General features: G+C 62.4%; 18 protein-coding genes. 13 read left to right on the top strand and 5 right to left on the bottom strand.

What is annotated here, in order from left to right:
* Positions 1–10: 10 nt before the first annotated feature.
* The 8 genes from nuoJ to BN1123_RS08790 all read left to right on the top strand — a co-directional run bounded on the left by nuoJ (position 11) and on the right by BN1123_RS08790 (position 10,122).
* The gene (nuoJ, locus tag BN1123_RS08755) at positions 11–553 is read left to right on the top strand and encodes an NADH-quinone oxidoreductase subunit J (protein WP_042026531.1); all 543 of its coding nucleotides are present in this window, start codon (positions 11–13) and stop codon (positions 551–553) included.
* On the top strand, positions 550–858 hold the full coding sequence (gene nuoK / locus BN1123_RS08760) for an NADH-quinone oxidoreductase subunit NuoK (protein ID WP_042026532.1): 309 nt from the start codon (positions 550–552) through the stop codon (positions 856–858). The genes nuoJ and nuoK overlap by 4 nt, the downstream gene beginning before the upstream one ends.
* Positions 855–2,702, top strand: coding sequence for an NADH-quinone oxidoreductase subunit L (gene nuoL / locus BN1123_RS08765; RefSeq protein WP_042026533.1), 1,848 nt, complete (start codon positions 855–857; stop codon positions 2,700–2,702). Before nuoK ends, nuoL begins: the two co-directional genes overlap by 4 nt.
* Positions 2,703–2,799: 97 nt before the next feature.
* Positions 2,800–4,338: an NADH-quinone oxidoreductase subunit M gene (gene nuoM, locus BN1123_RS08770; RefSeq protein WP_042026534.1), complete on the top strand. Its 1,539-nt coding sequence runs from the start codon at positions 2,800–2,802 to the stop codon at positions 4,336–4,338.
* Positions 4,335–5,798 carry an NADH-quinone oxidoreductase subunit NuoN gene (gene nuoN / locus BN1123_RS08775; protein WP_042026535.1) on the top strand — a complete coding sequence of 488 codons (1,464 nt, stop codon included), beginning with the start codon at positions 4,335–4,337 and terminating at the stop codon, positions 5,796–5,798. Before nuoM ends, nuoN begins: the two co-directional genes overlap by 4 nt.
* A gap of 208 nt (positions 5,799–6,006) precedes the next feature.
* Entirely contained in the window at positions 6,007–7,140 is a 1,134-nt protein-coding gene (locus BN1123_RS08780) for an FIST signal transduction protein (protein ID WP_082037511.1), read from the top strand.
* Positions 7,137–8,579: an HD-GYP domain-containing protein gene (locus BN1123_RS08785; RefSeq protein WP_042026538.1), complete on the top strand. Its 1,443-nt coding sequence runs from the start codon at positions 7,137–7,139 to the stop codon at positions 8,577–8,579. Before BN1123_RS08780 ends, BN1123_RS08785 begins: the two co-directional genes overlap by 4 nt.
* Position 8,580: 1 nt before the next feature.
* Positions 8,581–10,122: an HD domain-containing phosphohydrolase gene (locus BN1123_RS08790; RefSeq protein ID WP_042026539.1), complete on the top strand. Its 1,542-nt coding sequence runs from the start codon at positions 8,581–8,583 to the stop codon at positions 10,120–10,122.
* A 46-nt stretch (positions 10,123–10,168) separates the two neighbouring features.
* Here the strand turns inward: BN1123_RS08790 and BN1123_RS08795 are convergent, their stop codons facing one another.
* The 4 genes from BN1123_RS08795 to ydiJ all read right to left on the bottom strand — a co-directional run bounded on the left by BN1123_RS08795 (position 10,169) and on the right by ydiJ (position 16,352).
* Positions 10,169–12,061, bottom strand: a complete 1,893-nt coding sequence (locus tag BN1123_RS08795) for a DEAD/DEAH box helicase (RefSeq protein ID WP_042026540.1) — start codon at positions 12,059–12,061, stop codon at positions 10,169–10,171.
* A gap of 180 nt (positions 12,062–12,241) precedes the next feature.
* Positions 12,242–12,703, bottom strand: a complete 462-nt coding sequence (locus tag BN1123_RS08800; RefSeq protein WP_042026542.1) for a hotdog fold thioesterase — start codon at positions 12,701–12,703, stop codon at positions 12,242–12,244.
* A gap of 89 nt (positions 12,704–12,792) precedes the next feature.
* Complete coding sequence (locus tag BN1123_RS08805; RefSeq protein ID WP_026457003.1) at positions 12,793–13,281, bottom strand: hypothetical protein; 489 nt, start codon at positions 13,279–13,281, stop codon at positions 12,793–12,795.
* On the bottom strand, positions 13,281–16,352 hold the full coding sequence (gene ydiJ / locus BN1123_RS08810) for a D-2-hydroxyglutarate dehydrogenase YdiJ (protein ID WP_042026544.1): 3,072 nt from the start codon (positions 16,350–16,352) through the stop codon (positions 13,281–13,283). The genes BN1123_RS08805 and ydiJ overlap by 1 nt, the downstream gene beginning before the upstream one ends.
* 168 nt (positions 16,353–16,520) lie before the next feature.
* Between ydiJ and BN1123_RS08815 the strand changes: the two genes are divergently transcribed.
* The 3 genes from BN1123_RS08815 to BN1123_RS08825 all read left to right on the top strand — a co-directional run bounded on the left by BN1123_RS08815 (position 16,521) and on the right by BN1123_RS08825 (position 20,551).
* Entirely contained in the window at positions 16,521–17,447 is a 927-nt protein-coding gene (locus BN1123_RS08815) for a cation diffusion facilitator family transporter (protein ID WP_042026545.1), read from the top strand.
* A 286-nt stretch (positions 17,448–17,733) separates the two neighbouring features.
* Complete coding sequence (locus tag BN1123_RS08820) at positions 17,734–19,269, top strand: TerC family protein (RefSeq protein WP_042026547.1); 1,536 nt, start codon at positions 17,734–17,736, stop codon at positions 19,267–19,269.
* 166 nt (positions 19,270–19,435) lie between these two features.
* Positions 19,436–20,551 carry an alkene reductase gene (locus BN1123_RS08825; protein WP_042026549.1) on the top strand — a complete coding sequence of 372 codons (1,116 nt, stop codon included), beginning with the start codon at positions 19,436–19,438 and terminating at the stop codon, positions 20,549–20,551.
* Between the two features lie 111 nt (positions 20,552–20,662).
* Here the strand turns inward: BN1123_RS08825 and BN1123_RS08830 are convergent, their stop codons facing one another.
* Positions 20,663–21,697 carry an adenosine deaminase gene (locus BN1123_RS08830; RefSeq protein ID WP_042026550.1) on the bottom strand — a complete coding sequence of 345 codons (1,035 nt, stop codon included), beginning with the start codon at positions 21,695–21,697 and terminating at the stop codon, positions 20,663–20,665.
* A gap of 186 nt (positions 21,698–21,883) precedes the next feature.
* On the opposite strand from BN1123_RS08830, the gene BN1123_RS08835 reads away from it, so the two are divergent.
* Positions 21,884–22,633 carry an HAD-IIA family hydrolase gene (locus BN1123_RS08835; protein ID WP_026456419.1) on the top strand — a complete coding sequence of 250 codons (750 nt, stop codon included), beginning with the start codon at positions 21,884–21,886 and terminating at the stop codon, positions 22,631–22,633.
* Between the two features lie 55 nt (positions 22,634–22,688).
* Positions 22,689–24,293, top strand: coding sequence for a cation:proton antiporter family protein (locus tag BN1123_RS08840; RefSeq protein ID WP_026456418.1), 1,605 nt, complete (start codon positions 22,689–22,691; stop codon positions 24,291–24,293).
* Positions 24,294–24,428: the final 135 nt, after the last annotated feature.

Below are 24,428 nucleotides of genomic sequence, written 5' to 3' on the forward strand. Positions count from 1 at the left end.
GGAGTCAATCATGGAACTGGCATTCTATGCCTCGGCCCTGGTGGCCATTTACAGCACGCTGCGGGTGATCAGCACCAGCAATCCCATGCACGCGCTGCTCAATCTCATCATTTCCCTCATCGCCGTGGCCATGATCTTCTTCTGTCTGGGCGCCGCCTTCGCCGGTGCCCTGCAGGTGATCGTCTACGCCGGCGCCATCATGGTGCTGTTCGTGTTCGTGGTGATGATGCTGAACCTGGGGTCGGCCCAGGCCCAGGAGAAGAAGTGGCTCACCCCCATGACCTGGGGCGGCCCGGCGCTGCTCTCCCTCATCCTGCTCGGCTTTCTGGCCTACGGCATCCTCGGGGTGACCGGCGGCCAGCTGGGCATCGGCGAGGTCACCGCGAAAGAGGTGGGTGTAGCCCTGTTCGGCCCCTATGTACTGGCGGTGGAGCTCGCCTCCATCCTGCTGCTGGCGGGCCTGGTGACCGCCTATCACCTGGGTCGCGAGGACAAGAGTGGTGAAGTGCTCTCGGTGCCCCGCACCCCATCTCAGGAAGGAGGTCAGCAATGAATGCCATCCCCATGGAGCATGGTCTGCTGCTGGCGGCAGTGCTCTTTTGCATCGGTCTGTGTGGCCTGCTGATCCGCCGCAACCTGCTCTACATCCTGATGAGCATCGAGATCATGATGAATGCCTCGGCACTGGCATTCGTGGTGGCCGGTAGCCGCTGGGTCCAGGCCGATGGCCAGATCATGTACATACTGGTGATTTCTCTGGCGGCAGCGGAGGCCAGTATCGGCCTCGCCCTGTTACTGCTGCTCTATCGTCGTTACCACACCCTCAACGTGGACACTGTGAGCGAGATGCGCGGATGAGCCTCCTATACCTGACCTTTCTGTTTCCGCTGCTGGGGTGGTTGGTGCTGGCCTTCTCCCTCGGTCGTTTTGGCGAGCGCACCTCGGCCCTGATCGGGGTGGGCTCCATTGGCCTGGCGGCCCTCATCACCCTCTGGGTGGCCATGGATTTTCTGGCCAATCCGCCCGCGGGGGGAGTCTACCTCCAGACCCTCTGGCAGTGGATGGCGGTGGGCAATTTCACGCCGACGTTCCGCCTGGCCCTCGATGGCCTGTCGCTCACCATGCTGGGAGTGGTGACCGGGGTGGGCTTTTTCATCCACCTGTTCGCCTCCTGGTACATGCGCGGGGAAGAGGGGTATTCGCGCTTCTTCACCTACACCAACCTTTTTATTGCCAGCATGCTGTTCCTGGTGCTGGCCGATGATCTGCTGTTTGTCTATCTGGGCTGGGAAGGGGTGGGACTGTGCAGCTACCTGCTGATCGGCTTTTACTACCAGGATCGCAACAACGGCGCCGCCGCCCTCAAGGCATTTGTGGTGACCCGGGTCGGTGACGTCTTCCTCGCCATCGGCCTCTTCCTCCTCTATCGGGAGATGGGCACCCTCAACATCCACGAGCTGCTGGTTCGCGCCCCCCTGATGTTTGCCGAGGGCTCCCCTGCCCTGTCGCTGGCCTGCCTGATGCTGCTGGGTGGTGCCGTCGGCAAATCCGCCCAGCTGCCGCTGCAAACCTGGCTGGCGGACGCCATGGCGGGCCCGACTCCGGTCTCGGCGCTGATCCACGCGGCCACCATGGTGACCGCCGGTGTCTACCTGATCGCCCGCACTCACGGCCTGTTCCTGCTGGCCCCGGAGATCCTCCACCTGGTGGGCGTGGTCGGCGCCATTACCCTGGTGCTGGCCGGTTTTGCGGCCCTGGTGCAGACCGACATCAAGCGGATCCTGGCCTACTCCACCATGAGCCAGATTGGCTACATGTTCCTCGCCCTCGGGGTCGGTGCCTGGGAGGGGGCCATCTTCCACCTGATGACCCACGCCTTCTTCAAGGCGCTGTTGTTCCTCTCCGCCGGGGCCGTCATCGTGGCGTGTCATCACCAGCAGAACATCTTCAAGATGGGGGGGCTGAGAAAGAGCCTGCCGCTGGTCTATGTCTGCTTCCTGGTGGGGGGCTCGGCGCTCGCCGCGCTGCCGCTGGTCACCGCCGGTTTCTACAGTAAAGACGCCATCCTGTGGCAGGTGCAGGCATCCGGCCAGAGCGCCCTGCTGTGGGCCGGTCTCGCCGGTGCCTTCCTCACCTCTCTCTACACCTTCCGCCTCATCTTTATCGCCTTTCACGGCGAGGCGAAGACCGAGGCCCATCCCGGCCATGGTCTGGCCCATCATCTGCCGCTGCTGGTGCTGCTGGTGCTCTCCACCGGCATTGGCGCGCTGTTCACCCCGCCGCTGGCTGGGGTGCTGCCGGCCGGGCCCGGCGATGGCATCGAAGAGGGGCGCCATGGGCTGGAAATCCTCTCTGGCATCATTGCCGTCACGGGAATTGCGCTGGCGGCCTTTCTGTTCCTCGGCGAGCGCCGTCTGGCCACGGCCGTGGCCAACAGCGCGCCGGGCCGCCTGCTCAGCACCCTCTGGTTTAACGCCTGGGGCTTTGACTGGCTCTACGACCAGCTGTGGGTCAAACCCTACCTGCTGGCGACCCGGCTGCTGGCCCGCGATCCTCTGGATCGCCTGATGAATCTGCCGGCCTGGCTGGCCCTGCGTGGCAACCGGCTGCTCGCCTGGAGCGTCAGCGGCAAGCTGCGCTGGTATGCGGCCTCCATGGTGATCGGCGCCGCCCTGGTGCTGGCCCTGTTGCTGCTGGGGTGAATCATGACCAAACCGATACCCGTACAGCCAGCCTGCTTGCCCTCCCCGATGGAACGGGGGGCGCAACCTCATATGAACTTGAACGAGAGCTGATACCGTGACCTTACTCTGGATCTTGTTAATTCCCTTTATCGGCGGCGTGATCTGCTGGCAGATGGAGCGCCTCGGCGAGCACTTCGTCCGCTGGGTGGCCTTGCTCTCCATGGGTGCCAGCCTGCTGCTCGCCTGTGCCATCTGGCTCGGAGGGGATTTCTCCCTCGCCACCACGGCGCTCGACAGCGGCACCACTCTCGCCCCCGCCTGGGCCGCCGAGTGGCGCCTGCCCTGGATCCCCCGCTTCGGCATCTCGCTGCACCTGGCGGTGGACGGCCTGTCGCTGCTGATGGTGATCCTCACCTGTTTTATCGGGGTGCTGGCCATCCTCTGCTCCTGGAAGGAGATAGTGCAGCGCATCGGCTTCTTTCACCTCAACCTGCTCTGGATCCTGGGGGGGGTGCTCGGGGTCTTCATGGCGCTGGATCTGTTCCTCTTCTTCTTCTTCTGGGAGATGATGCTGGTCCCCATGTACTTCCTGATCGCGCTCTGGGGTCACTCGGTCACCGACGGCAAGTCGCGGATCAACGCCGCCACCAAGTTCTTCATCTACACCCAGGCGAGCGGCCTCATCATGCTGGTGGCCATCATAGGTCTGGTACTGACCCACCAGCACGCCACCGGCGTCTTCACCTTCAACTATCTGGAGTTGCTCAATACCCCGATGAGCAAGAGCGTCCAGCGGCTGCTGATGCTGGGCTTTTTCATCGCCTTCGCGGTCAAGATGCCGCTGGTGCCGCTGCACGGCTGGTTGCCGGATGCCCACAGCCAGGCGCCGACCGCGGGTTCCGTGGATCTCGCGGGGATCCTGCTCAAAACCGCCGCCTACGGCCTGCTGCGCTTCGCCCTGCCCCTGTTCCCCGAGGCCTCGGCCGAGTTTGCCCCCTACGCCATGGTGCTGGGCCTTGTCGGTATCATTTACGGCGCCGTGGTGGCGTTTGCCCAGACCGACATCAAGCGGCTGGTGGCCTACACCAGCATCTCCCACATGGGCTTTGTGATGATCGCCATCTATTCCGGCAGCGAGCTGGCCCTGCAGGGGGCCGTGGTACAGATGATCGCCCACGGGCTTTCTGCCGCCGGCCTCTTCATCCTGTGCGGTCAGCTCTACGAGCGGCTGCACACCCGGGATCTGCGCCAGATGGGCGGTCTGTGGGGACGGCTGCGCTACCTGCCCGGCGTCATGCTGTTCTTCTCGGTGGCCTCGCTCGGCATGCCGGGCACCGGCAACTTCGTCGGCGAGTTCCTCATTCTTATCGGCAGCTTCCAGGTCGCCCCCGTCATCACTGCCGTGGCCACCTTCGGCCTGGTGCTGGCTTCGGTCTACTCCCTCATCATGCTGCAACGCGCCTGCTTCGGCCCTGCCAGGAACGAGGGCGTGCTCAAGGGGCTCGATAGCCGCGAGCTGACCATGATGCTCACCATCGCAGGCCTCCTGGTACTGCTTGGCCTCTATCCCCAACCCGTGCTCGATACCGCCAGCAGCAGCCTTATCAACGTGCTGCACTGGTATCTGCTGCCGACCGCAGGAGCCCTGCAATGACGTTCACCGCTTCCCAACTGCTGGCCCTGCTGCCCCTGCTGCTGACAACCGGGGCCATGGCGGCCCTGATGCTGGCCATCGCCTGGCGCCGCTGCATCACCACCGCCTATATGGTCACCATCGTCGGCCTCAACCTGGCGCTTTTTTCGCTCCCCATCGTGATGGCGCAGGGCGATCAGGGAGTCACTCCGCTGCTGCAGGTAGACAGCTACGCCGTCTTCTACATGGGGCTGGTGCTGGTCGGCGCCCTGGCCACCTGCACTTTCGGCCAATCCTGGCTGAAAGCCTACCCAGACAACCGGGAGGAGTTCTTCCTGCTGCTGCTCATCGCCACCGCCGGTGGCCTGGTGTTGGCCTGCTCCCGCCATCTGGCGTCGCTCTTCATCGGGATCGAGATGCTGACCCTGCCGATGTTCGGGCTGGTGGGCTATGCCTATCGCGAGCGCCATTCGCTGGAGGCCAGCATCAAGTACATGGTGCTCTCCGCCGCCGCCACCGCCTTCCTGCTGTTCGGCATGGCGCTGCTCTACGCCCAGGCGGGCAGCCTGAGCTTTAGCGATCTCGGCCTGACTCTGGCCCAGAGCCCGGCGCACCATCCTTTGCTGATGGGAGGCCTTGGCCTGATGCTGGTGGGCTTTGCGTTCAAGCTCTCCCTGGCCCCCTTCCACCTCTGGACCCCGGATGTCTATGAAGGGGCGCCGGCCCCGGTTGCCACCTTCCTGGCCACCGTGAGCAAGGTGGCGGTGTTTGCCGTGCTGCTGCGCTTCTACCTGGCGGTGCCGGCAGCGGCCGACCCCATGATCCACTGGCTGCTGGCGGCCATGGCGGTCATATCCATCCTCATCGGCAACCTGCTGGCGCTGGTGCAGACCAACCTCAAACGGATGTTGGGTTACTCCTCCATCTCCCACTTCGGGTATCTGCTGGCGGTGATCGTCGCGAGCCGTTTCGGCCAGATGCCGGTGGAGGCCGCCGGCGTCTATCTGCTGATGTATCTCTTTACCAGCCTGGGGGCCTTCGGGGTGGTTAGCATGATGTCGAGCCCCTATCGCGGCAAGGATGCGGACTCCCTGCACAGCTATCGCGGCCTGTTCTGGCATCGCCCCTACCTGACCGCGGTGCTGACCGTGATGATGCTGTCGCTCGCGGGCATCCCCATGACCCTCGGCTTCATCGGCAAGTTCTACCTCATCGGCGTCACGGTGGAGGCCCAGCTCTGGTGGCTCTCCGGCACCATAGTGCTCGGCAGCGCCCTGGGGCTCTTCTACTACCTCAAGGTGATGGTGACCCTCTATCTGCGCGAACCCGGCATGCAGCAACGCGATGCCAGCGCCGACTGGGCTCTCTCCTCCGGCGGCGTGGTGGTCTTGCTCTCCGCCGTTCTGGTACTACTGCTGGGGCTCTATCCCCAGCCAGTCATCAGCCTGGTGCAGGGCTTTCAGCAGGTAGTGTTGCAGTAACCCTTCCCCCTCAAACCGGCAGCCCGGGCTGCCGGTTTTCTCTTCCCGCAACGAGTCCCGCTTCGCACGACCTTGCTTGTTTATGCCAGGCAACTGCCCTGCCGCTTTCTTATTCCTGTCATTTTTTCTACTGATATTAATGAGATAGATATCACCTGCCGGTTCTGCTATTGATATGGTTATAAGTGTCTGGAATGGAGTTCAGATGATGAAGCAACAGTATGTTGATCAATTCAGCCCGACAGCACTGACCGCGCTACTGGCCTCCTATCAGGGCACGACGCTCACCCTCTTGCTGGCCGAACAGGATCGGGAGCAGGTCCCTCTCCTGCAGACGCTATGCAATCGCTTCAGCATTACCCTGGATGGCGCCATCTTTCCCCAGCTGCTCGGCCGGCCGGGCTTGCTCTCCCGGGGCGCCTGGCTGCTGCCCCGCCCACAGCCTTATCACTGCGCTCTGGTTCCCCTTGCCCCCCGGGCCGATGCCGAACAGATAGCCCAAGGGATAGCAGAAGCGGTGGAAGCCATGCTGGCCACCTGGTCCGCCGCCACGCCGCCAACCCTGTTTCTCACCTTCGATTGCATGATCCCCAACATCGCCTCGGCCCTGGAGGCGCTCTACCTGCGTCTCGCCAACCGGGTCAACTATGCGGGGGTCAATGCCGGCAGTGGCCAGTTTCAATCCATCCCCTGCCTGTTTGACAACCACAACCAGATCGCAGGCGGGGTCACCTGCGCCTTGCTGCCCTGTGACAGCTTTCCCTTTCTCGAGCATGGCTACCAGCTTTCGGCCCAGCCCATGCTGGCCACCAGCAGCGAAAACAACAGGGTGGCCTTCATCGACTGGCAGCCTGCCTTTGGCAAGTACCAAAGCCTCATCAAACAGCATTTTCAGCACACCCTGCAGCCTGAAGAGCTCTATCAGTTTGCCGTGCACATGCCCCTTGGCCTGCTCAGGGCCAATGACGATGTGATCGTCAGGATCCCGGTGGGGGTAACGCAGGAGGGGGCACTGCTCTGCACCGGCGAGGTACCGGATCACAGCATACTGACCTTGCTAAGAGCGCCAGAGAGTACGAGCGAACATGCTACCGCACTGGCCACTCGCCTCGCCCGTCAGCAAAATCTGACACCGGCGCACCTGCTGGAGGTCTACTACTGCGCGGGAAGACAGCTTCACTTCGGGGAGCAGAGCGCCGCTGAGCTGGCGACCCTGCTAAGCGCCTCGGGGGCTGGCGAGCTGGCCGGGGCCCTCTCCCTTGGCGAGATTGGCAACGTGCGTCGCGGGGATTATCCCCAGTTCCATAACGGCGCCATTTTGTGCAACGGGGTGCGATTATGAACAAGGATCATGCCATGGCCATTGTCTGCGATCTGGCGCTCTGCATCGGTCGCGAAGTGACGCTGGATGCCCTGCTCACCAAGGTGCTGCAGCGCTTCATGTACCACTGTGGTACTCCGGTCGGCATGGTACTGGAGCATGATGAGGCGGGTTACCGGCTACTCAAGGTGATCGGCGATGATGCCCTGAACCGGCAGTGCGGCAGTTCCCTGCCGCTGCCCTCGTGGCTAGACGAGGGAGACGAATGCATCCTGCCGCACCCGCTCCCGCTGCCTGGCCGGCGCGTTTACCATCATGTTTATCGCCTCAAGGTGGAGGGGGGATATCTCATCCTGCTGCTCTCGTTGCAGCAGGAGCCCGCCCACGCCATCTGCCAGCTGTTCAACCCCGTGCTCGGCAACCTGGCCCGCGCCATCCAGCTGTGCAAGGACAGCGAACAGCTCGCCCTGCGCCAGCAGGCCGAGCTGCAGGATCTTCAGCACTTCAATCAATCCCTGCTCAAGGCGATCCCCATCCCGGTCTTCTATCAGGATGTCGAGGGGCACTTTCTTGGCTGCAACCCGGCCTTCAGCCAGCTGAGCGGCATCAGCAAGAGCGACCTGCTTGGCCAGCGGGCCGAGGATCTGCTGCCCAAAAACCTGACCCGGGCCTATCTTGCCAAGGATGCCGAGCTGCTGCGAAACCGCCAGCCCCAGCGCATCGAGCTGAAGTTGCCCAATGTTCACGGCCGCTACTATGAAATGATCTGCTTCAAGGATCTCTTCTATGACCATCAGGGGGCGATCGCGGGCATGATAGGAGCCCTGGTGGACATCACCCTTCTCAAGGAGAGCGAACAACACCAGCGCGACCTGCTGTTTCAGACCATTTCCGCCCTCTCCAGCGCCATCACCCACAAGGAGCGCAACAGTGCGGGGCACGAACTCAGGGTGCACGATCTGGCGCTGGCCATCGGCCAGGCAATGCTGCTCTCCCAGGACAGGCTCGACGGACTGGGACTCGCAGCCATGGTGCACAACATCGGCCTGCTGCAGATACCGAGCGAGCTTATCACCCGTCCCCGTGAACTCAGACCCGTGGAGTTCGCCCTCATCAAGCAGCATCCCCAGGCCGGGTACGAGATCCTCAAGCAGATCGATTTTCCCTGGCCGATCGCCACCATAGTGTTGCAGCATCACGAGAATCTGGACGGCAGCGGCTACCCCAACGGGCTCACGGAGAGCGCCATTTGCCTCGAGGCCAGGATCATCCGGGTAGCCGACTCCCTGATGGCCATGACTGCCCATCGCCCGTTTCGGCGCGCCATGCCACTGAGTGATGCCTTTGCCGAGCTCACCCGTTATGCCGGTATCCATTACGACGAGAGCGTGGTCAATGTCTGCCTCTCGCTCTGGCAATCCGGCTATGGCTTCACCCCACAGATGGACAAGGCAGGATAGTATGAGCGACATCCTGATCCCCACGCCGGCCCTGGCCGCACTGCAGGCCCCGGGTTCCGTCAAGCTTCTGATCCAGTTGATGGATCAGCTGCCATACCGGATCCTGCTCAAGGATATCCATTTCACCTATCTGGTCTGCAACCGCCTGCTGGCCAGCGATCTCGGCCTGCCGGTCGAGCAGATCACCGGCAAGCACGACGAGGACTTCTTCCCACCGGAGCTGGTGCAGCGCTATCGGGAGAATGACATCCGGGTCATGACCCAGCAGATCAATCATCACGCCGAAGAGCCCTACCTCAAGGGCGGCGAGTCCCGCTGGCTCAGTACCACCAAGTTTCCCCTCTATGATGACGAGGGAACCGTGGTCGGCGTCGGGGTTTTCTTTGAAGACATTACCGAGCAAAAAGAGCAGCAACTGAAGCTGCAGCAGCTCAGCTGGACCCAGCAAGCCATCAGCCGTGCCCACCACGCCCTGCTCAAGCCGGGAGATACGCATCTGTTGCTGCAGGATCTCTGCGACGCCATCACCTTCGATGGCCGCTTCCCGCTGGTGGCCGTGTTGCAAGCCGCGCCGACCCCGGGTCAGCCCCCTTTCGTGCTGGCCCGTGCCGGTTATGCCGAAACACTGGAACAATCGCTCTGGCTACAGGATGAGCCTCTGGCTCTGGCAATCCGTGAGCAGCGGCGCCTCAACCAGCGCCTGCCCGACAACGAGCCCGCACTCCTGCGTGCTCGCCTGCTGGTACCGCTGATCTTGCAACAGGATTTGGCCGGCGCCCTGGTCATCCACAGTGATCAGGCCAGGCTTTTTAGCCGGGAAGAAGAGGAGCTCTTCATCCAGCTGACCGACTATCTCGCCTATGGTCTGCAGGCCCGCCATACCCAGCAGGCCTACCAGAGCTCCCAGCAGGAGAAGATATTGCACGCCCGCCAGCTGGAGCTGGCACTGGAAGATGCCCTGGGCGCCATCGCCGCGGTGCTGGAGCAGCGGGATCCCTACACCGCCGGCCACCAGAAACATGTGGCCAAGCTGGCCCACGCCATCGGCCGGGAGCTGAAGCTGGAAGAGAAGCAGCTGCGCGGCATCTATCTGGGGGCCATGGTGCACGACATCGGCAAGATCCAGGTCCCCGCCGAGATCCTCACCAAACCGGGCCGCCTCACCCAGCTTGAGTTCGAGCTGGTCAAGGAACACCCGGCGATCGGCTATCAGGTGCTCAAGGACATCGCCTTTCCCTGGCCCATCGCCCGGATGATCCACCAGCACCACGAGTACCTCGACGGTTCCGGCTACCCGCAGGGGCTCAAGGGCAACGAGATCCTGCTGGAGGCACGCATCCTCACGGTCGCCGACATAGTGGAGTCCATGTCCTCGGATCGCCCCTATCGCGCCTCTCTCGGCATCCCCCAGGCCAGAGAACAGATCATCCAGATGCGCGGCACCCAGCTCGATGCCGAGGTGGTCGATGCCTGTTTGCGGATCCTGGATCGCGGCGACTTCGTCCCCTTGCAACTGGGCAACCCCTCCATTGCAAACGGATAAAAAAAGGCCGCTCGATGAGCGGCCTTTTTGATGGTCAATTCAGGGATCAGCTGTCGCGGCGTTTGCCACCAAACTTGCGCTTGTCAAAGCCGCCTTCGCGACGGTCTTTGTTGAACGGGCGGTCACCCTGCGGACGGCGATCCTTGTTGAAAGGACGGTCGCCACGGAACGGACGATCACCGCGCGGCGGACGGCCACCGGTGTTGCCGCCGGCAGGCACTTCGGTGTAGCGGGTGATCTGCAGCGGACGCTGGCAGACACGGGCCTTCTTGATCACTTCCAGCACCTCGGCGCTCATGCCCTTGGGCAGATCGACGGTGGAGAAGTCATCGGCGATATCGATGTTGCCGATGAAACGGCTCTCGATGTTCGCTTCGTTGGCGATGGCACCGACGATCTGGCCCGGCTTGACGCCGTGGTGGGCACCCACGTCAACGCGATAGCGCTCCATCTCCACGTCCGGGTTGTCTTTGAGCGGACGCGGCTCGAGAGACGGCATGCGACGGGCAGGGCGATCGCCACGGTCGTGGAAATCGCGGCCACCGAAGTCACGGCCACCGTCACGACGATCGAAACCACCGCGATCGTTGTTGCTGAACAGCGGATCCGGCACGGATTCATCCAGCAGCAGCGGCTGATCACCCTGTACCAGCTTGGCCAGGGCCGCAGCCAGCTCCAGCGGATCGGCAGAATCTTCTTCGATCAGCTCGTTCACCAGGGTGTGGTAGATCTCGAGCTCTTCACCCATCATGGTTTCGCGGATGCGCTCCTTGAACTTGGCCAGACGGTGCTGGTTGATGTCCTCGGTGCTCGGCATCTTCATCGGCTCGATGGCCTGACGGGTAGCGTGCTCGATGGCGCGCAGCATGCGGCGCTCGCGCGGAGCCACGAACAGGATGGCTTCGCCTTTACGACCGGCACGACCGGTACGACCGATACGGTGTACGTAGGATTCGGTGTCGTAGGGGATGTCGTAGTTCACCACGTGGGTGATGCGCTCGACGTCCAGACCGCGGGCGACCACGTCGGTGGCGATCAGGATGTCCAGCTGGCCCTGGCGCAGCTTGTCGACGGTACGCTCACGCAGCTTCTGCGGAATGTCGCCGTGCAGGGCTTCACAGGCATGACCACGGGCGGCCAGCTTGCTCGCCAGCTCTTCAGCGGCATTCTTGGTACGCACGAACACCAGCAGGGCTTCGTAGGACTCGACTTCCAGCAGACGGGTCATGGCGTCCAGCTTGTGCAGACCGGTCACCTGCCAGTAGCGCTGGCGGATGGTGGTCGCGGTGGCAGTCTTGGACGCGATCTTGATCTCTTTGGGCTGCTTCAGGTGCTTCTGGGCCACACGACGGATCTGTTCCGGCATGGTGGCGGAGAAGAGGGCAACCTGACGACCGGCCGGGCACTGATCCATGATCCAGTCCACGTCGTCGATAAAGCCCATGCGCAGCATTTCATCGGCTTCGTCCAGCACCAGAGCTTTCAGGCCGGAGAGGTCCAGGTTCTTGCGACGGATCAGATCCATTACGCGGCCCGGGGTACCCACGACAACCTGGGCACCGCGACGCAGGGCGCGGGTCTGGGTTTCGTAAGAGGAACCACCGTAGATGGGCAGCACATGGAAGTCCGGCATGTGGTGAGCGTAGCGTTGGCACGCTTCGGCTACCTGCAGGGCCAGTTCACGAGTCGGCGCCAGCACCAGGATCTGGGTGTTGCGGTTACCGGCTTCCAGACGTGACAACAGAGGCAAGGCAAAAGCAGCGGTCTTCCCTGTACCGGTTTGTGCCTGCCCCAGCAGATCGTGCCCAGCCATCAGGTGGGGAATTGCTGCGGCCTGGATGGGAGACGGGCGCTCGTAGCCCACGTCCTGCAGCGCTTTCAATACGGGCGCGGCCAGTCCAAGCTCACTAAAAAGGGGCAGTTGTTCGGTATCAGACATAGATTCTTCCAGATTAAGGCAGGCGGCTAACACCGCGGAATAGCAAAAAGGCGGCGATTATAGCGCCACTTTGTTCTGCTGTCTTGAAAAATGTGATAAGCCTCTCAAGACGTTGGCAATTATAGAGGGATCTGACGAGTATGGCTTGCTTATTTTGCACTCATGGTGCGTTATTGCAGATCACGCTTCGCCGGAGTCCTTGCTCCGCTTGTGCTTGAGCACCGCCATGGTGAGCCGGCTGGTGCACAGCAAACGTCCCCGTTCATCCCGAATTTCAATCTGCCACACCTGGGTCGTCGCCCCCAGATGCAGCGGCGAGCAGCGCCCTGTCACCACCCCTTCCCGCTTGGCGCGCAGATGATTGGCGTTCACCTCCAGTCCCACGCAATAGCTGTCTGGCCCCACCGCCATATTGGCAGCCAGGGATCCCAGCGTCTCCGCCAACACCACAGAGGCTCCGCCGTGCAGCATACCAAGGGGCTGATGGGTGCGGTGATCCACCGGCATGGTGGCCTCCAGCCAGTCGGGACCAAAGGCGGTGTAGACGATATCGAGGTGGGCCATCAGGGTATTGCGGGAGGTGGCATTGAGCCCCTCGAGGCTCATGGATTTACGCCAGATGGGGGTCGTCTCTTGACTCATGAGAACAGGACTCCTTGTGATTCATTGCAGCGAAGAAAAACGCCCCGAACCAAATGATCCGGGGCAACAAAACAGAAAAAACGCCTCGCTCACCAGGGATAGGTGACGCCGGGCCACTCGGACCAGGGTATCTCCCGCCCCGGCAGGCGGGGATGCTGCCAGCGCCACACCTGCGCCAACCAGTCGCGCAGCTCGGCCTCCAGCTCGGCATCGCTCAGGGGCGCCTCGGCCACTTTCCAGAAGAAGAGCTCCACCTCCACCTCCGGCAGCACCGAGGGATAGAGGTAGACCCCGCCCCAGAACTCGGGCTCCCGGTCCGGGCTCCACAGGCCATAGGCAAAGGAGCGCTTGGCCAGAAACTCCGACTGCTGCCACTCCAGGTCACCTTCGTGCTGGCTCAGGCTGAAGTTGGCCGAGGGCCAGGCATCATTTGGCCGAAACAGCTGATGGAGCTGCTCCCGCTCGCGCAAGATGGCGACGAACTCCACCGCCGCCTGACCCAGGGTCGCGGGCAGCAGCAGAAACCGGGGCGTCCGATAGGCTTTGGGGACCCGAAACCGTTTGGGAAAACGCAGCATCAGAGCAGTTCCAGCAAAGCCTGCAGCGGATGCCTGAGCTTCTCGCCCTCCATCCGCTTGACCTGACTGCGGCACGAATAACCGGTGGCAAGGCAGCGCCCTTGCGGCAAACGCGCCAACGGCTCGGCCCAGCTCAAGGCGTAGATGCCTTTCGAGTTCTCCACCTGTCTGGCGTCGTGGCCATAGGTGCCGGCCATGCCACAGCAGCCCACCGAGACCGGCTGCAGGGTAGCGCCAAAACGCTTGAACAGGGCGCTCCAGTCGCCGTGGGTGGAGGGCTTGGCGGTCTTCTCGGTGCAGTGGGCGAACAGATACCAGGGCTCGGCGTCACTCCCCTCACCCGCATTCTCACTGCCAGCAGGCAGCTTGTCAGCCGGCAACGAGAGCAGCCACTCCTGGGGCAGCATCACCTGAAACTCGCCGCGTGCCGGCCCCAGGGCCTTGGCATACTCGTCGCGATAGCAGAGCACCATGGCCGGATCCACCCCCACCATGGGAATGCCGAGGGCCGCCACCTTGTTGAGGAACTGGGCACTGCTTGCCGCAGTGCGGGCAAAGCCGCGCAGGAATCCCTTGACGTGCAGGGGCTTACCGTTGGGCTTGAAGGGCAGCAGATAGGGCTGGTAGCCGAGTTTGCCGGCGAGCTTGACCAGATCCCGCACCAGGGGGGCTTCGTAATAGCTGGTGAAGGGATCCTGCACAATCAGCACCACCTTCTGGCGCTGCTCGGCGCTCATGGCTTCAAGGCCGGGCAAGTCGAAATAACGGGCACGGTTGTCCCGCAGCTCGTCGGCCAGGGTCGGCACGCTCACCAGCGGCACGTCCACCATGCCGATGCTCTTCTCGGTCGCCTTCTGGACCCACTCCTTTTCCAGGAAGAAGTTGACCAGCTTGGGCGCCCTGGCAAGCCAGGGGGTGTAGCTCTCGACCGTACCGATGACATAGTCCTTGGGACTGCGCAGATAGCGTCCGTGATAGAGCTGCATAAAGCGGGAGCGGAAGGTGGGCACATCCACCTTGATGGGGCACTGGCTGGTGCACGCCTTGCACGCCAGGCACCCCTCCATCGCCTCCATCACCTCGTGGGAGAAGTCGTACTCCCGCCTGTGTTTGCCCCAGCTGTTGCGCACCTTGTCCACCAGTTGCTTGAAGCGCACGCCGCCCGATTGCAGTGCCACTTCTTCGGCCAGCGGATCGAAGCCCTGCTCCGCCAGCTGGCGCAACCATTCGCGCATCAAGCCGGCACGCCCCTTGGGGGAATGGCGCCGGTCGCGGCTGATCTTGACCGAGGGGCACATGGGGGAATCGGTCTCGAAGGTAAAGCAGAGGCCATTGCCGTTGCAATCGAGGGCCCGGGTGTAACTTTCCCGCACCGCCACCGGGATCTGGCGGTCGAACTTGCCACGCTTGGGCCCGTCCACCGACACCAGCTCGGCGCCGCTGCCATAAGGCATGCAGATCTTGCCCGGGTTGATGCGGTTCTGGGGATCGAAGGCCCCCTTGACCCGCTGCAGCTCTTCCCACAGCCCGCCAAAGAAAGCGGGGCTGTATTCGGAGCGAAAACCCTTGCCATGCTCCCCCCACATCAGGCCGCCATATTTGGCGGTGAGCGCTACCACCTGATCCGAAATACGCCGCAGCAATACCTCCTGCTCCGGGTCGCACAAGTCCAGCGCCGGACGCACGTGCAGGACGCCTGCATCCACGTGGCCGAACATGCCGTAGTCGAGGCCATGGGCATCAAGCAGGGCGCGAAACTCCATGATGAAATCGGCCAGGGATTCCGGCGGCACGGCGGTGTCTTCGGTAAAGGCCACCGGCTTCTTGCGTCCCTCGGCGTTACCGAGCAGCCCCACCGATTTTTTGCGCATGGCATAGATGGTCTCGATGCTCGGCAGGTGATCGCACACCTGATAGCCGATGATCCCCGCCTCCCCTTGGGCCAGCAGATTGTCGATGCGGCGGCACAACTCGGCCACCTTGGCCTTGTGTTCGGCCTCGTCGGTATCGGCGAACTCGACGATGTTGAGCCCCTGCAGATCCTTGCCGGGCACATCCTGAATAAGTTCCTTCACCGAATGCCAGATGATGTCGGCCCGGGCCAGCCCCAGCACCCGAGAGTCCACCGTCTCCACCGACAGAGCCTGCGCCTGCACCATAAAGGGGGCATTTCTGAGCGCAGAGGGGAAACTGTCGTACTTGACGTTGACGAGCGTCCGATAGCGCGGAATGGGGGTGATGTTGAGTTTGGCCTCGGTAATGAAGCCAAGAGAGCCTTCCGAGCCGCACAGCACCCGGCTGATGTCCAGGGTGTCGCTATCCGGCTGATAGAGGTGCTTGAGATCGTAACCGGTCAAAAAGCGATTCAGCTTGGGGAAGGTGGCTTCGATGTCGGCGCGCCGTTCGCGGCCGATGCGATAGAGGGTGCGATAGATATCCCCTTCGCGATTCTCAAGGGCCAGCTTGGCTTCAAGACGCGAGCCGCTCAGCGGCTCGGTGGCCATGATGTCGCCATTCTCCAGCACCGCCTTGAGGCCCAGCACGTGATCCGAGGTCTTGCCATAGACGAGCGATCCCTGCCCCGAGGCATCGGTGTTGACCATGCCGCCTAAGGTGGCGCGGTTGGAGGTGGAGAGATCTGGCGAGAAGAAGTAGCCGTGGGGTTTGAGATAGGCGTTGAGCTGATCCTTTACCACCCCGGCCTGGGCCCGAACCCACCCCTCTTCCAGATTAATTTCCATGATCTGGTTCATATGGCGCGAGAGATCGACGATAATGCCGCCGCCCAATGACTGGCCATTGGTGCCGGTGCCGCCGCCGCGAGGGAAGAAACTCAGGGTGGCAAACTCCGGTGCACCGGCCAGCTTGAGCATCGCCGCTATGTCATCCGCACTGCGCGGATAGAGAACCGCTTGAGGTACGACCTGATAGACGCTGTTGTCCGTCGCCATCGCCAACCGGCTTGCATAAGACTTTTCGATATCGCCACGGAATGCGCTGCGCCCCAATGAGTCAAGGAACTGCAGGGTTGTGGCTGACAAACTGTCCTGGTAATCGAGTCTCGGGATCATGAATCCTTGTTCCCTTCATTTGCTTGATGCCGGAACTCCGGCGACAACGACTGGCCCACAGCCTCTCTGGGCGCTCCCGGCCAGTCCGCTCACATGTGAGCGGGCAGTATATCAGCTCAAAAATCCCTTGCGCGGGCAAAATATTCACCATTTGAAAGGAGGATTGTTATGGCTCACCACAGCCATGTTATCAGTACGCTGGTCACCACAGAGAAACAGGCCCTGACCCTGTCGCTGTTCGGCTGCATCTCGTTTGCACTGTTCGGCATCGGTTACGGCCTCTTCGTCGGCTCCAACGCCATCATGCTCGATGGCATCTTCACCCTGTTCAGCATGGGGATGACGGGCCTGGGTCTCGTCACTGCCTATCTCGTTACCCGCCCCTCCGATGAGCGCTTCCAGTACGGCTATGCCCACTTCGAGCCCATCACCAACGTCATCAACGGCGTCATCATTCTGCTGCTCTGTCTCGGGGCCCTCTACAGCGGCATCACCACCCTGCTTGAGGGAGGACGGGAGATCGATCTCGGCCACGCCCTCATCTATGCCGCCGTCTCCACCTTCTTCTGCGCCATCATCTACCTCATCGAGGCCGACGTGGCCGAGCGGGTCGACTCCGAGCTGGTGCGGGTGGACTCCAAGGAGTGGCTGGTGGATACCCTGCTCAGCGCCACCCTGCTCATCGGCTTCGTGGTGGCCATCGGCCTTGATGCCATTGGCTACGGCCACTACAACCGCTACATAGACCCGGTACTGGTCTCTCTCTTGGCCCTGTGTGCCACCCTCATCCCCATCAAGGTGCTCGGTCGCAACCTGCGGGAAGTATTGAAAATTGCCCCAAGCGGGGATGTCTCGCAGCGCGTCGCCCGGGAGGTGGACGCCCTGCGCCAGCGCTATGGCGTCGAGTGCTACAGCCACCTGGCGAAAAGCGGTCGTCGTTTCGATCTCGAACTCAACATTCTGGTGGCGCCGGATCAGGAGTGGCCCGTCGAGCGTCAGGATGCCCTGCGCCAGGAGCTCTGGTCCCGCCTCGGCGATACCCTGGGGGACGCCTGGCTGTCGGTCTGTTTCACCCGCGAAAAGCGCTGGTTGTAACCGCCGCCTGGGGGAGGCGGCCCGTCGCTTCCCCCGTGTCATCACATCTTCATGCACTCCCTCTTGCCAAAACGGCGCCAGCCGTTATCATCAGGGCTCACTTTTAACCCGAGGTTTTATTGCCCATCATGGACAATCCCCGAAGTCGTCCTTCGTTTACTCCCGTCAAACTCTCTCTTTACCTGCTTCATCCGCGCCTCTGAATAACGTCATTGCCCTGCTGTCACCACGGCCCCACTTGCCGTGTTCACCGTTCGTGCTGTCTGTTTTTTATTGAGGTCATAACATGGAATTTCTGCTGGATCCCCACATCTGGATCGGTCTCTTTACCCTGATCATCCTCGAAATTGTGCTGGGGATAGACAACCTGGTCTTCATCGCCATCCTGGTGAAAAAACTGCCTCCCGCCCAGCGGGACAAGGCCCGCGTCATCGGCCTGTCGCTGGCACTGATGATGCGTCTGGGGCTCTTGAGCGTCATGTCCTGGCTGGTCACCCTGACCACCCCCATCCTGCATATCTGGGATCACCCCTTCTCCGGTCGGGATCTCATCCTGATGGGGGGCGGCCTGTTCTTGCTGTTCAAGGCCACCTCCGAGCTCCATGAACGGCTGGAGGCCAAGCCCCAGGAGGATGGTCCGGTCGGCGCCTACGCCAGCTTCGGCGTGGTGATCGCCCAGATCCTGGTGCTGGATGCGGTCTTCTCCCTGGACTCCATCATCACCGCCGTCGGCATGGTGGACGAACTGTGGGTGATGATGGCCGCCGTGACCATCGCCATGGTGGTGATGGTGCTCGCCTCCAAACCGCTGACCCGCTTCGTCAACGCCCACCCGACCGTGGTGGTGCTCTGCCTGAGCTTCCTCTTGATGATCGGCTTCAGCCTGGTGGCAGAAGGGTTCGGATTCCACATTCCGAAGGGCTACCTCTATGCAGCCATCGGCTTCTCTGTGCTGATCGAGTTCTTCAACCAGCTGGCCCAGCGCAGCGCCCGTCGCCACGAGGCCAAACTGCCCCTGCGCGAGCGCACCACTGCCGCCATCTTCAAGCTGATGGGCAGCAAGGCCTATCAGGAGACGCCGGATGACGACGAGGATGCCGCCCCCGCAGCGCCGGTGAGCTTTGGCGAGGAGGAGCGCTACATGGTGACCGGTGTGCTGTCGCTGGCCGAGCGCTCCATCCGTACCGTCATGACCCCGCGCTCTGACGTGGCCTGGATCGACATCAACGACTCGGCGGACGATATCCGTGCCCAGCTGCAACAGGAGCCCCATAGCCTGTTCCCCCTCTGTGACGGGGATCTGGACGAGGTGATCGGGGTGGTGAAGGCGCGAGATCTGCTGTTTGCCCTCAACGAAGGGCAACCCCTGAGCGAGCTGGCCAAGCAGAACGACCCCATTATCGTGCCCCAGACCATCAACGTGATCCGTCTGCTGGCGGAGCTGCGCCAGGCGCGCGGCAGCCTCATCCTGGTGGCCGACGAGTTTGGCATCATCCAGGGTCTGGTCACCACTCACGATCTGCTGGAGGCCATCGTGGGCGAGCTGCCGGACGAAGACGAAACCCCGGACATGGTGCGCGATGGCGAGGGCTGGCTCATCAACGGCAGCACCAACATCCACCATGTGGAGCAGGTGCTGGAACACGAGGGATTGGTGAGCGAGAGCGACGAATACGTAACTCTCGCGGGCATGTTGCTCTCCCATTTCGGTACCCTGCCCACTCCGGGCCAGCAGGTGCAGTTGCAGCAGCTCTGCTTCGAGGTGATCGAGGTGAGCGAGCGGCGCATCGAGCGGGTACGAGTCAAGCCTGCCGCGATCTGATCTTCATACTGTCAACAAGAGGGCCTGCGGGCCCTCTTTTTTTATGTCCGGGCGACAGAAAGCCCCGATTGCTGCTCTGAGCGCAATTCAATGGTGCAATCCCCCCTCTTTTTCACAACAAACCGGCGCAGTAGAGTGGCCCCACTTCCACCATGAGGAACTCAAGATGAGCCAGGATCACCTGTTCTGCCCGCTGCGCCTCGGCCAGCTGCACCTTAACAACCGCATCGTCATGCCCCCCATGACCCGCTCGCGCGCCAGCCAGCCCGGCGACGTGGCCAACGCCATGATGGCAACCTACTATGCCCAGCGCGCCAGTGCCGGCCTTATCATCAGCGAGGGCACACAAGTCGATCCCATGGGCAAGGGTTATGCCTGGACACCGGGGATTCACAGCGCCGAACAGGTCACCGGCTGGCGGCTGGTGACCGATGCCGTGCACGCCAGGGGGGGCACCATGTTCGCCCAGCTCTGGCACGTGGGCCGGGTTACTCATCCGGACAACATAGGCGGCGCCCAGCCCATCTCTTCATCGGCCATCAAGGCTGAAGGGGTCAAGGTGTTCGTCGATAACGGCAGCGATGCCCCCGGTTTCGTCGAGACGGTCACCCCGCGCGCCATGACTAAAGAAGACATAGCGATGGTGATCGAGCAGTTCCGCCAGGCGGCCCGCAACGCCATGCTGGCGGGCTTTGATGGCATCGAGCTGCACGCTGCCAACGGCTACCTCATCAACCAGTTCCTCGACTCCGAGTCCAATGCCCGCACCGACCAGTACGGCGGCTCGCTGGAAAACCGGCTGCGCTTCCTCAAGGAGGTGACCGAGGCGGTCGGCCACGAGATTGGCATGACGCGGGTCGGGGTACGCCTCGCGCCCCTCACTACCCTCAACGGTACAGTGGATGCCAACCCGCAGGAGACCTATCTGGCCGCTGCCAGGATGCTGGGTGAGCTCGGCATCGTCTACCTGCACATCGCCGAGGCAGACTGGGATGATGCCCCCTTGATGGCGGAGAGCTTCAAGCAGGGGCTGCGGGAGGTCTTCCCCAACACCCTCATCTACGCCGGTAAATACGATGGCGCACGGGCGCGGGCCGCCCTCGAGGCGGGCTGGGCCGACATGATTGGCTTTGGCCGCCCCTTCGTGGCCAACCCCGACCTGCCCGAGCGGCTGCGCCGCGGCTATCCCCTTGCCCCCCACGATCCCGCCACCCTGTTTGGCGGCGGCGAACAGGGGCTGACCGACTATCCCGTCTATGGCAAGGAGGACGTCCCTGCCTGACCCCCAACAATGGTTCAGCCGCACTCCCCGCCAATAAACCGTTCACCCATAAAAAGACCCGCCAGCGATGGCGGGTCTTTGTCTTTCTCTTTAGGCACAACGTGGATGAGCTCAGCTCAGGCTCACCCCGTGACTGGCAGCATAAGTGCGAATATCCCGGGTCAGGCGCGCCTTGTCGGCCAGGCTCAGCCAGCTCGCCTCCACGGCATTTAGCGACAAGCGGCCAAGCTGGCTCGCCGTGGCCCCCAGCTCGTCTGCCAGCGCCTGGAAGTTGGCGTTCATGTAGCCGCCAAAATAGGCGGGATCGTCCGAGTTGATGGTGACGCAGAGCCCCTGCTCCAAAAGCCGCAGCACATTGTGGTGGGCCATCTGGTCAAACACCTTGAGCCGGGTGTTGGAGAGGGGGCAGACGGTCAGCGGCAACCGGGTATCGGCCAGATAGCGCAGCAGCTCGGGATCGTCCACCGCACGCACCCCGTGATCGATGCGACACACCTCAAGCTCCCTGATGGCCTGCCAGATGTACTCCGCCGGCCCCTCTTCGCCTGCGTGGGCCACCACCGGCAGCCCCAGCTCGCGGCAGCGCGCATACACCCGGGCAAACTTGCCGGGCGGGTTGCCCTTCTCCCCCGAATCGAGCCCGATGCCGTGAATGCGTGAAAGGAAGGGCTCGGCCTCGCGCAAGGTGGCGAAGGCTTCCTCTTCGCTCAGGTGGCGCAAGAAGCTCATGACAAGGCGCCAGCTAATCCCGAACGTCTCTTCACCGGCCTGCAGCGCCCGCTCAATCCCCCCCAGCACGGCGGCAAACGGGATGCCGCGAGCAGTGTGGGTCTGCGGGTCGAAGAAGATTTCCACATGCCTCACCTTGTCGGCGGCGCAGTGCTCGAGATAGGCCCAGGTGAGGTCGAAGAAATCCTGCTCGGTCACCAGTACGCTGGCGCCTCGGTAGTAAAGGTCGAGAAAGGATTGCAGGCAGTCAAAGTCATAGGCGGCGCGCAGGCTCGCCACGTCGGGCCAGGGCAGTGGCACCCCGTTGCGCCCGGCCAGTTCAAACATCAGCTCGGGTTCGAGGGTGCCCTCGATGTGGAGGTGCAGCTCCAGTTTGGGCAGGTCGGCAATAAAGTTGCTGGCAGCAAGGTTATCCATGTCGGTCACTCCATCAGCACGTTGAGTCCGGAGTCTGCCTCTCCACCAAGCTGACCCCCTGGTTGTTTTATTGTGCACCCAAGTTACGCGACGGGGGAGACATGTCATCAAACAGACTTATAATGGCGTCACAAAAATCATAATTGATTGAACATATTAGGTTCTGCGCCCCGACAAGGAGTTTTCATGAAGAAGAACGTCATCTGTGACATCGACGGTGTCATCCTGCACAACAACGACCTCATCCCCGGCGCCGATCGCTTCGTTCATCGCCTGCTGGAGCAGGGCAGCAAGCTGCTGTTCCTCACCAACTACCCGGCCCAGACCCAGAAAGATCTGCAAAATCGCTTCCGCTCCGCCGGGATAGAAGTGCCGGAAGAATGCTTCTACACCTCCGCCATGGGGACCGCCGACTTTCTCAAGCGCCAGGATGGCAAGAAGGCCTATGTGATCGGCGAAGGGGCCCTGACCCACGAGCTCTACAAGGCCGGTTTCACCATCACCGACATCGACCCCGACTTCGTGGTGGTGGGCGAGACCCGCAACTACAACTGGACCATGATGCAGCAGGGTGCCAAGTTCGTGGATCAGGGAGCCCGCTTCATCGCCACCAACCCGGATACCCACGGTCCCCTGATGCACCCGGCCTGTGGCGCCCTGTGCGCCCCCATCGAGCGGATGACCGGCAAGAAGCCGTTTTACGTGGGCAAGCCGAGCGCCTGGATCATCCGGGCGGCGCTCAACCGGATGGAAGCCCACTCCGACAATACCCTCATCATCGGCGACAACCTGCGCACCGATATTCTGGCGGGCTTCCAGGCCGGCCTCGAGACCGTGCTGGTACTCTCCGGGGTGAGCAAGGTGGCGGATATCGACCGCATGCCGTTTCGGCCGAACCACATCTTCGACTCCGTGGTCGACATCGATATCGTCTAACCCACAACCAAGGATATGAAGAGGGCAGGCCGGCCCTGCCCTCGCTGGAACTGACATGGAACCAATTCTTATCGCCGTGGCTTTTGGTTGCGGCATGCTGGTCAACCTCATCGGGTTGCCTCCCCTGCTCGGCTTTCTCGCCGCCGGCTTTATCCTCAACGGCATGGGCTATGAAAATACCCCGGCCCTGAGCGAAGTGGCCGATCTCGGGGTGACCCTGCTGCTCTTCACCATCGGCCTCAAGCTCAACGTCAAGACCCTGATGCGGCGCGACGTTTGGGGCACCACCAGCGTGCACCTGCTGCTCTCCACCCTGCTCTTTACCGTGGTGCTGCTGGTCTGCAAGGGGCTGGGGCTAGAACTCGCCCTGTCGCTCAACTGGCAGCTCGCGATCCTGCTTGGCTTCGCCCTCTCGTTTTCCAGCACCGTGTTTGCGGTCAAGGTGCTGGAGGAGCGCAGCGACATGAACGCCCTCTATGCCCGCCTCGCCATCGGGGTGCTGGTGATGCAGGATGTGTTCGCGGTGGCGTTTCTGGCGTTCTCCAGCGGCAAGTGGCCCAGCATCTGGGCCCTCTGGGTGCTCGGGTTGCCGCTGCTGCGCCCCCTGCTGTTCAAACTGCTGGAGCGGGCCGGCCACGGCGAGCTGCAGGTGTTGTTCGGCGTCTTCCTTGCGCTGGTGGTGGGGGCGGCAGGCTTTGAGGTGGTGGGGCTCAAGCCCGACCTCGGGGCCCTCATCATCGGCATGATGCTGGCCTCCCACCCGGCGGCGGCGGGGCTGGCCAAGGCGCTGTTCAACCTGAAAGACCTCTTTCTCATCTGCTTCTTCCTGACCATAGGCCTCAACGGCCTGCCGACCCACGACACCATGCTACTGGCCCTGGTGCTGGTGCTGGCATTGCCCCTCAAGAGCGCCCTCTACTATCTGGTCTACAGTGGTGCCCACCTGAGGGTACGCACCGTGCTGCTCTCCACCCTGGCGCTTAGCAACTTCTCGGAGTTCGGTCTCATCGTCGCGGCCATCGCCGCCAAGGCGGGCTGGCTCTCCCACGAGTGGCTGGTGGCCGTCTCCCTGGCACTCGCCGCCAGCTTCATGATCTCCGCCCCTCTCAACAGCCAGAGCGAGCGGATCTATCACAAACTCGGCGGCTGGCTGAAGGGATTGCAGGCGAGCAACCTACACCCCGAAGACAGGCCCATCGAGCTGGGCGATGCCGAGGTGATCATCCTCGGCATGGGACGCATTGGTCAGGGGGCCTACTTCGAGCTGGAGAACAAGTACGGCAACGTCATCCTGGGGGTGGAGAACGACAGCGAGAAGCTGCCGACCCTGCGTGCCCAGGGGATGAACGTCATCGAGGGAGATGCCACCGATACCGACTTCTGGGACAAGGTGCTGCTCTCCAACCAGGTCAACCTGGTGCTGCTGGCCATGCCCCACCACTCGGGCAACCTCTACGCCATCGAGAAGCTGCGCAGTCACGGCTTTACCGGCAAGATTGCCGCCATCGTACGCTTTGAAGATGATATCGCCTCCCTCACGGAGCAGGGGGTGGATGCGGTATTCAACGTCTACAACGAAGCGGGCAGCGGCTTTGCCCGCCACGTGATCCATCGCCTGCAACCTCTGTCAGATCTTGGCAAGGATGCCCGCTTCGTTTAACGTAAGCGCAACTCCGTTTAATAAAACAAACAATTGCGGGGCCTGGATGGCCCCGTTTTCAATGCCGCCACAGACAAGGATGCCCCATGAAGACCCTCAACGACTGGGTACTGCTCGATCGCAACGACCCCGCCC

It is taken from the genome of Aeromonas enteropelogenes, from assembly GCF_000819845.1.
Taxonomy (GTDB): domain Bacteria; phylum Pseudomonadota; class Gammaproteobacteria; order Enterobacterales; family Aeromonadaceae; genus Aeromonas; species Aeromonas enteropelogenes.